We start from the raw sequence: 14,826 nt of genomic DNA, 5'->3' as shown, positions 1-14,826 counted from the left end.
GTTCATTTCATTTCTTATACATTATATTATAATTGTTAAGAACATTCTGCTTTTAGCCATAATTGACACGAACTCGTCATATTGTTATCGCTTTCACATGGTAGTATAAAAAAAGAGAAAGGCATTAATCACCCAGTCTCTAATTTATTTCTATACTTTTCTTCGTTCATTATCTCGCTTAATATCCTTCGATGTCATAAGCAGTAATCCAATTGCAATAGATAAACTCATCAAACTCGATCCACCATAACTTAAAAATGGTAACGGCACTCCAGTTAAAGGAATTAATCCGGAGATTCCACCGAGATTAATAAATGTCTGGATTCCGATATAGCTGGATACGCCGACACAGATCAGCTTATGAAACATTGTACGCGCGCTTGCTGCATAGACAAACCCTTTAAACACAATATAAAAGAGCAGACTGATGATGACAATCACACCGAGCAGCCCCAGTTCTTCCGCAATCACGGCAAAGATGAAATCGGTATGCGGCTCAGGCAGATACCCAAGCTTCATCACCCCGTTACCTAACCCTTTACCGAAGAATCCCCCATTACCGATAGCAAGCAGTGAGTTGGATAGGTGATATCCTGCCCCACTTTCATCTTTGAAGGGATTTGCAAGTACTTCAAAACGCTGTTTCTGATGGGCACCGAGAAAGTTTGTAAGGCCCGTGCCTAGAGAAAATAATGTAACGGTCGCTAGACTCACAGCGACTAATGCCCCCATCTTAAGTACCGTCTTAATAGCAATACCTGAATATAAGAAGATACTGCCAACAATCATCAGGATCAGTGCTGTGGAGCCGAAATCATTCTGCATCAGTACTAAACCAGAACAAAGTCCTACGAGAATAAGTGGTGCGATGATATCCGTACTCAGTTTATCAAGATTACGTTTCTTGTTATAGATATATGCCAGGTAGATGATCACCACGATCTTCAATAGCTCAGAAGTCTGTAGCTGCATAAATCCTAAGTTTAGCCAGCTCTTCGCACCATTGACCTCACGTCCGAAAATTCGGGTGAGAATAAGCAGCGCCATGACACCAAAGATTGCAAACTGCTGTAATCTCTTGTTGTACAACAGATTAATCGACATAAAATAAGTCATTACAAAAACGATACCGAAGCTAAGGATAATTGCAAACAACTGTCTAACATAGAAATAGTTTGCATTGACAGGTATACCACCGGTCAATGTCCCACGTGTCGCCGCAACCATACTCGCACTGTAGATCATCACAAGCCCTGTAAGCGTAAGTACAACATATGTAATCAGCAACGGAAAATCCACATATTTAGTATTGTGCTTAACATAATCAAAAAATTCTTTCAAGTAATTCATCAAATCCGCTCATTTCTAAAAAATAGTCTAAAGCATGCGCTTTAGACTTAAATATTGGTAAACGCATCATGGAGCTTAGATAATTCTTTCTCAAGCGTCACAAGTAATGCTTTCCCTTCATCGGCGTCCACAAGTCCTATCTTCACTGCAAAATCAACTTCACGGCTTAACCCGAACATCTGTGTATCTAAAACTTCCTCATAAAGTGGACATTGAGGCATCGTTAAGTTATCCATCTGGACTTTAATCAGCTGCAGAATCTTGTCTGCATCTTGATTAAGCTGGTCATATGCCTTTTGTTTGTAATCATTATTCCCCTGCATAGCATACTCCCTCATTTCATATTCTATACTTTAAAATTCTATAGCACGAGCCTTTAAAAATCAAGCATTTACTAATCGACCAATGTATATCATAATATGATTGAAAGGGTGATTGTGATGATAATTCAAATTAAGGGAAAAGTAAATTTTAATATTACACTGGATCCTTCAACTTTTATCTTTGATGATCGTAAAGTTGAGATGGATACAATCAAGAAAACGATTAAACTTGATGATGATACCATTTCATTTCAGGATAATTATGAATGGAATCGAGAGATATTAGAAGGCGGTTCAAAGCCTCCGACACTTGTTTCAGAAAAGAAATACAAGAAGCAGCAACTGCTTGAAGGGACATTCTTAATGAACCTCGAACCATTTATTAGGAATGCCGAGCCTCATCAGGATGCTACACGTATAAGGCTGACTAACGAAACTGAAAGTGCTGAGATTCAATTAGATGCGTTACCGAATTTTTATGTTCAGTTTTCTAAAGATGGTAAACGTCTATATGATGACGGGATGGTCGATGCCTATTTACTGGAAGATACACTAAATTTGAAACTTGCCCATGTAACGGGAATTGAAATTATATAGACATAAAAACAGAGATCAGGCTGCTGCCTAATCTCTGTTTTCTATTTTCTGATTACGTTCTTTATGCAGTCGATAGCGATATAATCCTAAAACGATGGCTGCGATGATCAGGCTTTCCCCTACCGGTAGAAATACCGCAAGGAAGTTAAGTATGATGCATCCTAAAAATAGCATGATATAGATCACTACATTCTGCCATAGCTTTAACTTACGTGCAAAGCCTAGATTATAGACGATTGCACTTAGTATAAAGATTGCGATAAGTAAATACCACATGCCAGCTTCTGGATTTTTATCTACTGCAAACAGTTTTGCGAGAAATGACATTCTTTGTTCAGGATCCGTGCTTACGTTCCCTATAAGAAAGTTCATTTAATCACTCCTATTCTTCTTCCTGTAATGCAGCTTTAGCTTTCTTCTGTTCTCTTTCACGTTGCGATTTATCTAATGTTTTCTTTCTTAGACGAATAGATTCTGGTGTAACTTCCACTAACTCATCATCGTTTAAGTATTCTAACGCTTCTTCAAGTGTTAAGATTCTCGGTTTCTTCATCGTTGTTGTCTGTTCTTTTGTCGCAGAACGAATGTTGTTTGCTGCTTTCACTTTCGTAATGTTAACCGTTAAGTCATTATCACGTGAGTTTTCACCAACGATCATGCCTTCATATACTTCAGTTCCTGGTTCCATGAAGTTTACACCACGGTCTTCCAGCGCTAAGATGGCATACGTACTTGCTACCCCTTTATCGATAGACACAAGAACACCGTTACGACGACCACCGATACGTCCTTTAAGTAATGGACGATATTCATCAAAGGTATGGTTTAAAATACCGTAACCACGTGTCATCGACATAAATTCCGTACGGTATCCAATTAGTCCACGTGCAGGCACGTTAAAGATAAGACGTGTATGGCCATTACCACCATTAACCATATCTACCATTTCACCTTTACGTACTCCAAGAGATTCTATAACAGAACCTGTATGTTCTTCCGGTACATCAATTTGTACACGCTCATACGGCTCATATTTCTTACCGTCGATTTCTTTTACGATAACTTCAGGCTTTGATACTTGAAGTTCGAAACCTTCACGACGCATATTCTCGATTAAGATGGATAAATGCAGTTCCCCACGGCCAGATACAGTCCAGCTATCCGGACCTACAGATTCAACGCGTAATGATACGTCTGTTTCAAGCTGTGATTCAAGACGGTCTTGAATATTACGTGCTGTAACGAATTTCCCTTCCTTACCTGCAAATGGTGAGTTATTTACAGAGAATGTCATCTGTAAAGTCGGCTCATCGATGCGCAGAACAGGTAACGCTTCAGGATTGTCAACTGGCGCCACAGTTTCTCCTACGTTAATATCTTCCATACCAGAGACTGCGATTAAGTCTCCTGCATATGCTTTTTCGATTTCAACACGTTTTAATCCGAAGAAACCGAAGATCTTCGTCACACGGAAATTCTTGATTGTACCATCTAATTTAATCAATGATACTTGTTGACCCACTTCCATCGTTCCACGGAATACGCGACCGATACCAATACGACCAACATAGTCATTGTAATCAAGTAATGCAACCTGGAACTGCAGATCCTCATCACGGTTATCAATCGGTGCAGGGACGTAATCGATAATTGTTTCGTATAAGCTCTGCATGTTCTCATCTTGTGTCGCTGCATCTAAACTTGCAGTTCCATTGATTGCTGAAGCATACACTACAGGGAAATCGAGCTGCTCATCATTTGCTTCTAATTCAATAAATAAATCATATACTTCGTCTAAAACTTCTTCAGGTCTTGCTGAAGGTTTATCTATTTTATTTACTACAACAACTGGCTTTAAGTTTTGTTCTAACGCTTTCTTTAATACGAAACGCGTCTGTGGCATTGTTCCTTCGTATGCATCAACAACAAGAATAACACCATCTACCATTTTCATGATACGTTCCACTTCTCCACCAAAATCGGCGTGTCCTGGTGTGTCCAGAATGTTGATACGCGTTCCTTTATAGTCTATCGCTGTATTCTTTGCTAAAATCGTGATACCACGTTCTCTTTCGATATCATTTGAATCCATTGCACGTTCATCAACCTGCTCGTTCTCACGGAATGTTCCCGATTGCTTTAATAATTCATCTACTAAAGTCGTTTTCCCATGGTCGACGTGGGCTATAATTGCAATATTACGTACATCTTCTCTTAATTTAGTCATGTGGTCTTTCCCTTCTTAATCAACTTACAGTTTTTATGTAACTGTGATATTATATCATATAATACGATATTAATATATCATGGAGTTTATAGAAAGTAAAAAGGAGTAAATTTATATGAAGAAAAGTACAATTACACAATTCGCACTTGCTTGTTTCGCAGTACTGATGCTTATCCTCTTTAGTATCGGACTTGCTGAAGGTAACTTATTACTTATAGGTATAGCAGTGATATTATTTATCGCCACTTTTGGCGTAGGCTTCACTTTCAAGAAGAAGTTTCGTGAAAATGGTGAGCTTTAAAAAAATTTTTTATCGATTTACCGCTTTTTAATTTTGAGACACTATTTTTTAATCTTTCATACTATTTTTAATTAATCACACTAAAATTTTTAAATTTTAGTGTGATTTTTTTGTAATTTTTTAAATATAGCAATTTGAATATCTCCAATTGAGTCGCTATATTATAATCATCAATGCAAAGGAGAACTGATATGCACATTAAACCATTAAGCAAACCTCATACATTAACTGCACTGGAATCGCTTGTCCATCGTACATCCAATACGCACTGCGCCGCACAGCTACATGAGCTGAATAAACGTTATCAGCTTGAGCATGCCTTTATGGCGCTTTTAAATCAGATTGACCATACACACTTTGAGTGCATATGGCAGTATCAGACGCATCACAATATCTATATCAACCTGATTATTATCACTGATAATGCAGTACATTTATTTAAGTTCAATGATTATAGCGGTTTACATCATATTGACGGTGACGGTATGCTTATAAATAGCACAACTTATACCACACACGCCGATATTTCCGAACTGCATTGTATGAAGTATTCTGTTATCAATGTGATGCCTGAAACTTCAACGCAACTGCCCGTGTATACAAAATGTGTGATGTTCAATGAGACCTTCATGCTTGATATCCATAGTCACCCGGGCGATATTCTGCTAAAGGATCAGATTTTACCCTATCTTGAGCGCATGAGTATCTGCTCAAAAAAAAAAAACAGCACCATTAGCACTGTCTTAGTCGATACTTCTGTAATACATGAAATCCATCTCCCCGACTACAAAAAGGGTGTCAGCTGTCCTGACTGCTTAGCGCTGAATACACTCAACCGCTTCAAATCTCTGAATTACTGCACACATTGTAATGCAATCATCGATTCAGAAAGCTTGTTCAATCATAATATTTCACAGTTTAAAGCGATATTATCCGAACAAAGACTGACGAGACGTAATTTCGCTGAATTTACAGCGCATTACTTCCCACCTTTTATACTCACGAAACTGCTGAATAAACACTTCCAGAAGTTCGGCACAACTAAAGGTGCCTATTATATTTAACGGCGATGGAACCTCTCTTGATGGATGCTATCAAGAGCAGCTGAATGTGGTTTCAAATACTGTGTATAAATTTCATCGTGGAGCGCTTTGTTTGCCACCATAATTGAATTCGCATGGAGCATATCCAGCGGTTCATTCAGCTGGTTCGTAACGACTGCCCCCACTTCCTCAGCGATGATGGCGCCACCGGCAAAGTCCCATGGATGTAGCCTGAGCGTAATATAAGCGTCCACCTTGCCTGTTGCAACATAGGCGAAATCTAACGCTGCTGAACCATAGCTTCTTGCACTTCTTGCTTTGATGACGATGTCACTATAGATGTCTTTCGTATAATCTTTCGTTAACCAGTTCGGGTTCATCGAGATGATAGATTGATGCAGTTCGCTATCAATAAGTGGTGCTATCGGCTCTTCATTCTTGTATGCCCCGTGTCCTGCACGTGCGCTATACATCGTGTCACGCATGACGTCATAGATGACACCCGCATACTTCTTCCCATCAACAAATACACCGACAGAAATCGCAAAGTTTTCCTGCTGATGTACAAAGTTCAAAGTACCATCAATCGGATCGATAATCCATACCGTACCTTCCATAGAGGTAATATCTGTACCGCTTCCTTCTTCACCGATAATATGGTGCATTGGGTAAGCTTGCATTATTGCATCATACAGCAGCTGTTCGGTTTCTTTATCCATATTCGTGACAAGATCATTTGGATTTGATTTCGTTTCTATTAATAACGGCTGATTAAGTTGAGCTCTAATATTACTGCCAGCCTGATAAACAATCTGTTTCATAAATTCAAATAATTCCATAGCATCTCCTCCTAGGATCATTATACAATATCTTAAACATAAGCAAAATTGTTTCAACTTTATGTATATAATAGTATATATAAAAGAAAAAGGTGAGTGAACTATGGCAAAATATCATTTTACTTCAAAAGATTTCAATGTCTTTAACGTGGAAGGCTTAGAGCCGCGTATGGAAGCATTGATCGAAACAACGCGTCCGAAGCTAGAAGCACTTGGTGAATATTTTAGCAGCTATTTATCTCAGCATACAGATGAAACATTCTATCCACATGTAGCGAAACATCTGCGTCGTAAAACGAATCCACCGAACGATACATGGGTTGCATTTTCAACAAACAAACGCGGTTACAAGATGCTGCCCCACTTCCAGATTGGACTCTTCGATGACCACGTTTTCGTACTCTTTGGTATTATCTATGAATCCCCTGAAAAAGAGCGCATGGCGGCAAAGTGGCAGCAGCAAGTTAATGACATATTAGCACTTGATCGTGATTTTATCATTAAGGGCGATCATATGAAAAAGACATATGAAGCAGTTCATTCACTAGATGAAGATGCGCTGAAACGTTATATCGATCGTCTCATCAATGTAAAAAAAGGAGAACTATTATTCGGCAAAGTATTCTTACCTGATGATGATGCATTGATGTCAGATAAAAAGTTTTTAGCAGCGGTAGAAGATACGTTTTTTAAATTACTTCCTTTATATATTTAATACGTATGAGATGAGGGCAGATGATTACGCATCATTTGTTCTCGTCTCATATTTTTATCTGTTTTATTTCTATTCATTACTGAAATCAATTCAATAATAAAATTGCAATAATACTCAGATAATTTATAATTAGGTTAGGGCATATATTTTTTAAAATAAATATGAAGTGGGGTAATTTTATGAATGATGTAACATCACAAACGGTCAGTATTACGCTGAACGGCAAACCGATGGAAGTTCCGAACAATGTAAGCATTCTCGACTACTTAAGGTTTAAGGGCATTGATGTTCCAGCACTATGCTATCACCCCGATCTTGGTGCAATCGAAACATGTGATGCATGTATCGTTGAAGTCAATGGTGAGCTCGTACGTTCATGTAGTACACAGCTTAAAGACGGGGACATTGTCAAGACAGGATCAAGTGAAGCATTTGAAGCACAGATGATTGCGATGGACAGAATATTACGTAATCATGAACTTTATTGTACAGTATGTGATTTTAACAATGGAAACTGTACAGTACATAATACCGTTAAGAATTTAAAGATAGATCATCAGGCTACTGCCCAGTCTCCTAAAGGTGCACCAAAGAATATCGGTAAGTTCTACCGTTATGATCCAGATCAATGTATACTTTGTGGTCGCTGTGTGCAAGCCTGTCAGAATGTACAGGTCAATGAAACATTGATGATTGACTGGGAATTAGAACGTCCACGTGTCATCTGGGATGGGAATACGGACTTAAATATCGATGATTCCTCTTGTGTCAATTGTGGTCACTGCTCTACCGTATGCCCATGTAATGCAATGATGGAAGTTGGCATGGTTGGTGAAGCTGGTTTCTTAACTGGTATGCTTAAGGACGCATTCCGTCCGGCTGTAGAAGTTACGAAAGCAGTAGAAACAGGGTACACACCGCTTATGGCCATCTCAGACGTTGAGGCAGAGATGCGTAAGGATAGAATCAAGAAGACTAAGACAGTTTGTACGTACTGTGGTGTCGGATGTTCTTTCGAAGTATGGACGAAAGGTCGCGAAGTGCTGAAAGTAGAACCAAGCCCTGAAGCACCGGCGAACCAGATTTCTACATGTGTTAAAGGTAAATTCGGCTGGGATTTCGTAAATTCAGGTGAACGTCTAACGAAGCCATTAATTCGTGAAGCGGATGGCTTTAGAGAAGCGACCTGGGAAGAAGCACTCGACTTAATCTCTTCTAAATTTAAAGAGACGATTGATACGCGTGGTCCTGAAAGATTAGCGTTCATCACTTCTTCTAAGTGTACAAATGAAGAATCGTACTTAATGCAGAAGCTTGCCCGTCAAGTCGTAGGTACGAACAACGTAGATAACTGTTCACGTTACTGTCAGTCTCCTGCAACGATGGGATTATGGCGTACGGTTGGTTACGGAGGAGACTCAGGTTCGATTACAGATATTGCACGTGCAGAACTGATTATTGGACTCGGAACGAACACAGCTGAAGCACATCCTGTTATCGCAACGCGCGTAAAGAGTGCTCAGAAATTACACGGCTCTAAATTACTTGTAGCAGATATCCGTAAACATGAGCTGGCAGAACGTGCTGATATGTTCGTGCGTCCGAATCCAGGTAGTGACTTAGTGTGGTTAAATGCAGTAACGAAATATATTATCGACAATAACTGGCAGGACCAGGCATTCATCGATAAGCATGTGAACAACTACACTGCCCTCGTTGAAGGACTACAGAAATACACAATCGATTATGCTGCAGAACATACTGGCATGTCGAAAGAAGAAATTATCAAGATTGCAGAAATGATCCATGAAGCAAAAACGACAGCCGTTATGTGGGCGATGGGTGTGACTCAGCAACGTGGGGGTAGTGATACTTCTACTGCGATCTCTAACCTATTGCTAGTAACAGGTAACTATATGAAACCAGGTGCAGGATCTTATCCATTACGTGGTCACAACAATGTTCAAGGGGCTTCAGATATGGGAAGCATGCCAACACATCTTCCTGGTTACCAAAAGATTGCAGACAAAGCGGTGCTTGAAAAATTCAGCAAAGCATGGGGTGTAGCATTAAACCCTAATGTCGGTCAGAATAACCACCAGATGGTAGATGCAATGCATGCGGATGAGCTTGATGTATTATACTTAAAAGGTGAAGATATGGGTATCGTTGATTCGAACATCAACTACGTCCGCGAAGGATTTGAAAAGCTGAAATTCTTCGTTGTACAAGACATCTTCTTCTCAAAAACTGCTGAATATGCAGATGTTATTCTACCTGCAGCACCAAGTTTCGAAAAAGAAGGAACATTCTCGAATACAGAGCGTCGTATTCAGCGTCTCTATCAAGTAATGGAACCTTTAGAAGGTACGAAACCAGACTGGAAGATTATTCAAGAGATTGCAAAGCATATGGGCGCAGACTGGGATTATGCGCATCCAGGTGACGTAATGGATGAAATCGCGTCATTAACACCAATATACTCAGGTGTATCCTATGATCGACTAGAAGGGTTCAATAGCTTACAATGGCCAGTTAAAGAAGACGGCACAGATTCTCCGTTATTATTTACAGAAGGCTTCCCATTTGATGATAAGAAAGCGAACTTCTTCCCTGTTGACTGGACAGAGCCGACTGAATATGAAGCACAATATGATATTCATGTTAACAACGGACGATTGCTTGAGCATTTCCACGAAGGTAATATGACATATCGAGTTAAAGGTCTTGCAATGGAAACACCGGATGCATTCTTAGAAATTTCTCAGGAACTTGCAGACGAACGTGGTATTCAAACAGGTAACCTCGTACGCTTACAGTCACCCTACGGCAAGGTTGATGTACGCGCATTAATTACTGACCGTGTATTCGGCAAAGAAGTTTACTTACCGATGAACGATAATGGCGATGCAGCGATTAACCTGCTCTCAAGCTCTATCGCAGATAAAGACACATCAACACCAGCTTACAAAGAAACAAAGGCAAAGCTTATCATCCTAGATAAAGGCAACAAATCACCATTACCAGAAAACAACTTCCGCTTCGGGAACCGTGTACCACAAATGGGCGTTAACGTTGAAGCGAAATGGAGACGAGATGACTATGTGTATCCAGGCGATATCGTTAAAATGAGAGGTGATAGATAATGGCACAACCAACACGTGTAATTAAACCGACTGAAGTAGATATTGAAGCACTCCGACAAAAGGAATTACGTGAATTAGAAGATCAGCTGATCCAGCATAAAGATACGTTACTTAAATTATTCCGTTTACTCGAACAGCTCGATGAGCATGAAGCATTAAATGCAGCCAATGCTGCGCTCTCTCAAAGCGATCCGATATTAACGCGTGTGTTAAAGGCCATCAATGAAACTGAAAGTGACCAGGCGATTCGTAACGCACTCCTACTCGTCCAAGGATTAGGTAAGTTTAACTTCAATGATATCGAACCGATGATCTTGAAGTTCAATAAAGGTCTGAAATTATCGACTGAATATAATCAAAGCACACCACTTGGGTGGACCGGATTACTTAAAGTATTAACAAATAAAGATTTCGTTGAAGGTTCTATCGTACTGACAAAGTTTGTTAAGGGTTTCGGTACATCCTTCCAGCAGCTGAAACAGGAGCAGGGCATCGTTGACCCTGTACATACAAATACGGGTGATGTAGCGCATGCACATCACACAGAACTTCCGAGTAAATCTAAGCGGGATGAAGTACGCGGCACTTCAAATTCAAAGTACGTTGGCATTGCAGCGCTTGGTGGCGCAGCACTTTCAATCGGCTCATTACTCTTAAAAAAATAAAAGGACAGTAATCCTGTCCTCATAATAAAAACCAGAAACAATCGTTTCTGGTTTTTATATTGGTCTTAAGTTTTACTTATCTTCTATTGTTATAGTTGTCTCGACGTTCGTCGACTGCATCTTTTGTTTTATCAACGTAAGTTACACGGTCTGAATCACTATCGATATTGTTATCGAAATGTGTATCTACTCTGTCTTCACGAACTGTAGAACGTTCTACATCATCTACCACGACATCGTCATGCTTGTCGTCTGCATCATAAGTGAAATCCTTTTCTTCTTCGATACGAGCATCGCGTTCAACATATGATGGTGCAGCGTGCTGTTCACGCTCAACATGTGCAGGGTCTTCATAATAGTCATTATTCTTAATTACTTTATCTTTACGCGCAAATAAAAGTATTGCTGAAATAAAGAAGAATAATGGAATAAATCCTAAGATGAATGTAAAGAAGAATGGTGTTGTAAACAATCCAGCAAGCAATAACATTATTCCTGCAAAGATTCTCTTCTTCATCTTAAGTAATCCGATTAATCCTAAAATAATCGGGATTAAAGAATAAGCTAAGAAATACCAGAAACTCTTAACAAATAATGGTACAGCTTCTTCAACTGTTAACCCCATTTGGTTAAAGGCATCTGCCATTTGGTTATTTTTCTGCATCTCTTCATTCAATCCATCTTTCATTGCCTGAATGAATTCTGGGTTGTTCCCATTCACTAATAATTGATAAAGACCAAATAATGAAAGTGCTAATAGTGGTAACCATGCTAACCACCCAAAGATTTTTTCAGGAACTCGACTTACGGGTTGTACTGTTTGAGTATATTCTCTACGACTCATATATCCATCTCCTTTAAACTTATTTCTTATATAGTACCCTCACAAATAAATTTTATGCATAAATATTGAAATTGGCTGAAATCAACATACGCTTATCTCAAAGACATCTTAAATTTAAGGAAGAGTTCGTTATATCTTTTTATATTTTCATAACCAAGGTCCTCATATACTTCCAGCTTCTCCTGCACTGCTTTATTTGGATAGAATCGTTCATCTTCTCGTGTTTCTTTATCCAGTAATCTTAAAGCCGCATTATTTGGTGTCGCATATCCGACCCACTCCGTATTCTTTTTTGCATTTTGTGCATCAAGCAGAAAGTTAATAAATTCATGTGCCCCTTCAATATTTTGTGCCGTTTTTGGGATGACGATATTATCGAACCATAGATTCGATCCTTCTTTTGGTACAACAAAGTCCAGATTTTCATTTTCTGTCATGATATCAGCACCCATGCCACTCCATACAACCGCAACATCCGCTTCTTTTTGTACCATCATCGTATTAATTTCATCTGCTACAACACCTTTTACATTCGGTGCAAGTTTCTCAAGCTTCTGCTCAGCCTTAAGTAATTTATCAGGGTCAGTCTCATTTAAAGATTCCCCCATACTATTCAGCGCTAATCCAAGTGCTTCACGGGCACCGTCAACAATAAGAACGTCGTCTTTCAGGCGCTTATCCCATAAACTATCCCAGCTCGAAAAATCAATGTCTTTCGTTGTGTCCGGATTGTATAGAATGCCTACAGTACCCCAGAAATATGGGATAGAGTATTCATTTTTCTTATCAAAAGGGAGATCCATAAAATCTTTATTAATATTTTTTAGATTTGGTATTTTATTATGATCGATGGGCAGCAATAACTTTTCATTTTTCATCTTCTGAATCGCATATTCACTAGGGACAGCAATATCATAGCTTGTCCCCCCATTCTTAATCTTTGCGAGCATCGCTTCATTGGAATCAAACGTCTCTAGTACGACACGAATCCCTTTTTCCTTCTCAAACTTTTTAAGCAGATCAGGATCGATATATTCGCCCCAGTTATATACATAGAGGACATTCCCTTTTCCACCTGATGGCGGTGGATTGATAAAGCGGCTTGAGAATAATAATAATACGGCAACTGCAAGTGAGATGAAGATTAGCTGCATCAGTTGTTTCATGATTTTGCACCTGCCTTTAACTTCTTCTTATCTGCATTTGTTGTTACTACGTAGTAAATTGCAATGATTGTCATCACCACTAAGAACATTAATGTGCTGATCGCATTGATTTCCATTGAAATGCCTTTACGTGCCATCGAGTAGATTTCAACAGATAATACGCTAAAGCCATTTCCAGTGACGAAGAAACTGACTGTAAAGTCATCCAGACTATAAGTCAGTGCCATAAAGAATCCAGCAAGTGCACCAGGGAGTATATGCGGGATAATGACATTTTTGATCGTCTGCCATGTGCTCGCACCTAAGTCATAGCTCGCATTAATAAGAGATGTATTTAAATCATATAGTTTTGGTAATACGAGCAGCACCACGATGGGCACACAGAATGCGATATGTGATATAAGTACAGACCAGAATCCAAGCCCAAGCCCTGTAAAGTGACCAATCGCAGTAAATAAGATTAAAAACGAAGAGCCGATCACTACATCAGAACTTACCATTAATATATTGTTTAATGTCAATAGTCCGATTTTAATCTTCTTATTGCGCATATAGTGTATCGCAATAGCGCCACAGATACCAATCACTGTAGAGATGCTTGCTGCAATAAGTGCCACAGCGAGTGTATTCACGATAATAACGAGTAGGCGCTTATTCTCAAACACTGCCTTGTAATGATCTAACGTAAAGGATTCAAAATGATTCATATTGCCAGCAGAATTAAAGGAATAAAACATTAAATAGAAGATCGGGAAATATAAAATGAAAAGTGCGACCGCTAAAAATAATTTACCTCTTAGTTTCATTTTATATCCTCGCTTTCGTTTTTAGATTTCGTGATGATCATCACAAATGCCATCGCTAAAATTAAGAATACGGCAATCGTCGAACCCATTCCGTAGTTCTGTGTCACTAAAAACTGTTCTTCAATTGCTGTCCCTAAGTTGACAACCTTATTCCCTGCAATCAGACGGGTAATCATGAACAAGCTTAAAGCCGGGATAAATGTAACTTGTATCCCTGTTTTCACCCCTTCAAGTGATAAGGGCATGATGATCTTTCGAAAGGTCATCCACTCGGATGCACCGAGATCGCGTGATGCCTGGATTAAATTGTCCGGAATTTCATTCATACTATTAAAGATCGGCAGTATCATAAATGGTATATAGATATAGATAGATACAAAGATAAATGCTGTATCTGTAAACAGTAGATTTGCTGCAGGTAGATGTAAGAAGTGCAGCACATCATTGATAGTGCCTTGTTTACTGAATATACCGATGAACGCATACGTCTTTAATAACAGATTGATCCAAGTCGGTAAGATAATAATCAGCAACCATAGCTGTTTATGTTTCGCCTGCTTTAAGACGAGCGCAATCGGGTATGCAATAATTAAGCAAAATAAGGTAATAATCGATGCATAAATAAAGGAAGATAGGGTCATCTTTAAATATGTCGGAGTCAAAAAAGACTGGTAGTTCTCAAAAGTAAACTGCCCATCGTGATTCGTAAACGACGTATAAAATATCATAACGAGCGGCATTACGATAAACAGAATAATCCAGAGCATGTAAGGGACTAAGAAAAAGTTTTTCGCTCTTTGCATA

General features: G+C 39.1%; 15 protein-coding genes. 6 read left to right on the top strand and 9 right to left on the bottom strand.

Annotated elements, in window-relative coordinates; genetic code table 11:
• Positions 1–150: 150 nt before the first annotated feature.
• Both QA539_RS04040 and QA539_RS04035 read right to left on the bottom strand, forming a co-directional pair.
• Complete coding sequence (locus QA539_RS04040) at positions 151–1,350, bottom strand: FtsW/RodA/SpoVE family cell cycle protein (protein WP_219494466.1); 1,200 nt, start codon at positions 1,348–1,350, stop codon at positions 151–153.
• 47 nt (positions 1,351–1,397) lie between these two features.
• Complete coding sequence (locus QA539_RS04035; RefSeq protein WP_133420356.1) at positions 1,398–1,673, bottom strand: YlaN family protein; 276 nt, start codon at positions 1,671–1,673, stop codon at positions 1,398–1,400.
• Between the two features lie 120 nt (positions 1,674–1,793).
• Here QA539_RS04035 and QA539_RS04030 point away from each other — a divergent pair, with 120 nt between their 5' ends.
• Entirely contained in the window at positions 1,794–2,270 is a 477-nt protein-coding gene (locus QA539_RS04030; RefSeq protein ID WP_241427508.1) for a hypothetical protein, read from the top strand.
• Between the two features lie 27 nt (positions 2,271–2,297).
• On the opposite strand, the gene QA539_RS04025 is transcribed toward QA539_RS04030, so the two are convergent.
• A complete protein-coding gene (locus QA539_RS04025) occupies positions 2,298–2,642 on the bottom strand; it encodes a YlaH-like family protein (RefSeq protein WP_219494461.1) in 345 nt (114 codons plus the stop codon).
• A gap of 10 nt (positions 2,643–2,652) precedes the next feature.
• Positions 2,653–4,497, bottom strand: coding sequence for a translational GTPase TypA (typA, locus tag QA539_RS04020; RefSeq protein WP_219494460.1), 1,845 nt, complete (start codon positions 4,495–4,497; stop codon positions 2,653–2,655).
• Positions 4,498–4,612: 115 nt separating this feature from the next.
• On the opposite strand from typA, the gene QA539_RS04015 reads away from it, so the two are divergent.
• Complete coding sequence (locus tag QA539_RS04015; protein ID WP_219494458.1) at positions 4,613–4,798, top strand: DUF5325 family protein; 186 nt, start codon at positions 4,613–4,615, stop codon at positions 4,796–4,798.
• 191 nt (positions 4,799–4,989) lie between these two features.
• Complete coding sequence (locus QA539_RS04010) at positions 4,990–5,862, top strand: hypothetical protein (protein ID WP_419895497.1); 873 nt, start codon at positions 4,990–4,992, stop codon at positions 5,860–5,862.
• On the opposite strand, the gene QA539_RS04005 is transcribed toward QA539_RS04010, so the two are convergent.
• Positions 5,859–6,680 (bottom strand): inositol monophosphatase family protein, encoded by an 822-nt coding sequence (locus QA539_RS04005; protein ID WP_219494453.1) that lies wholly within the window; start codon positions 6,678–6,680, stop codon positions 5,859–5,861. The genes QA539_RS04010 and QA539_RS04005 overlap by 4 nt on opposite strands.
• Before the next feature lie 103 nt (positions 6,681–6,783).
• Between QA539_RS04005 and QA539_RS04000 the strand changes: the two genes are divergently transcribed.
• The 3 genes from QA539_RS04000 to QA539_RS03990 all read left to right on the top strand — a co-directional run bounded on the left by QA539_RS04000 (position 6,784) and on the right by QA539_RS03990 (position 11,206).
• Complete coding sequence (locus QA539_RS04000) at positions 6,784–7,395, top strand: YktB family protein (RefSeq protein WP_219494451.1); 612 nt, start codon at positions 6,784–6,786, stop codon at positions 7,393–7,395.
• 179 nt (positions 7,396–7,574) lie between these two features.
• A complete protein-coding gene (gene fdhF / locus QA539_RS03995) occupies positions 7,575–10,541 on the top strand; it encodes a formate dehydrogenase subunit alpha (protein WP_419895496.1) in 2,967 nt (988 codons plus the stop codon).
• Positions 10,541–11,206 (top strand): DUF1641 domain-containing protein, encoded by a 666-nt coding sequence (locus QA539_RS03990; protein WP_219494447.1) that lies wholly within the window; start codon positions 10,541–10,543, stop codon positions 11,204–11,206. Before fdhF ends, QA539_RS03990 begins: the two co-directional genes overlap by 1 nt.
• Before the next feature lie 76 nt (positions 11,207–11,282).
• Here the strand turns inward: QA539_RS03990 and QA539_RS03985 are convergent, their stop codons facing one another.
• The 4 genes from QA539_RS03985 to QA539_RS03970 form a co-directional block, all read right to left on the bottom strand.
• Positions 11,283–12,050, bottom strand: a complete 768-nt coding sequence (locus QA539_RS03985; protein ID WP_419895495.1) for a DUF4064 domain-containing protein — start codon at positions 12,048–12,050, stop codon at positions 11,283–11,285.
• Positions 12,051–12,142: 92 nt separating this feature from the next.
• Positions 12,143–13,216, bottom strand: coding sequence for an ABC transporter substrate-binding protein (locus tag QA539_RS03980; RefSeq protein WP_283721670.1), 1,074 nt, complete (start codon positions 13,214–13,216; stop codon positions 12,143–12,145).
• Positions 13,213–14,022, bottom strand: a complete 810-nt coding sequence (locus QA539_RS03975) for an ABC transporter permease (RefSeq protein ID WP_219494441.1) — start codon at positions 14,020–14,022, stop codon at positions 13,213–13,215. Before QA539_RS03975 ends, QA539_RS03980 begins: the two co-directional genes overlap by 4 nt.
• Entirely contained in the window at positions 14,019–14,825 is an 807-nt protein-coding gene (locus tag QA539_RS03970; RefSeq protein WP_219494439.1) for an ABC transporter permease, read from the bottom strand. Before QA539_RS03970 ends, QA539_RS03975 begins: the two co-directional genes overlap by 4 nt.
• Position 14,826 lies beyond the last annotated feature (1 nt).

The sequence above is a fragment of the Macrococcus psychrotolerans genome, from assembly GCF_038095555.1.
GTDB classification, from domain to species: Bacteria; Bacillota; Bacilli; order Staphylococcales; family Staphylococcaceae; genus Macrococcoides; species Macrococcoides psychrotolerans.
This window is presented reverse-complemented; position numbering and strand designations above follow the sequence as displayed.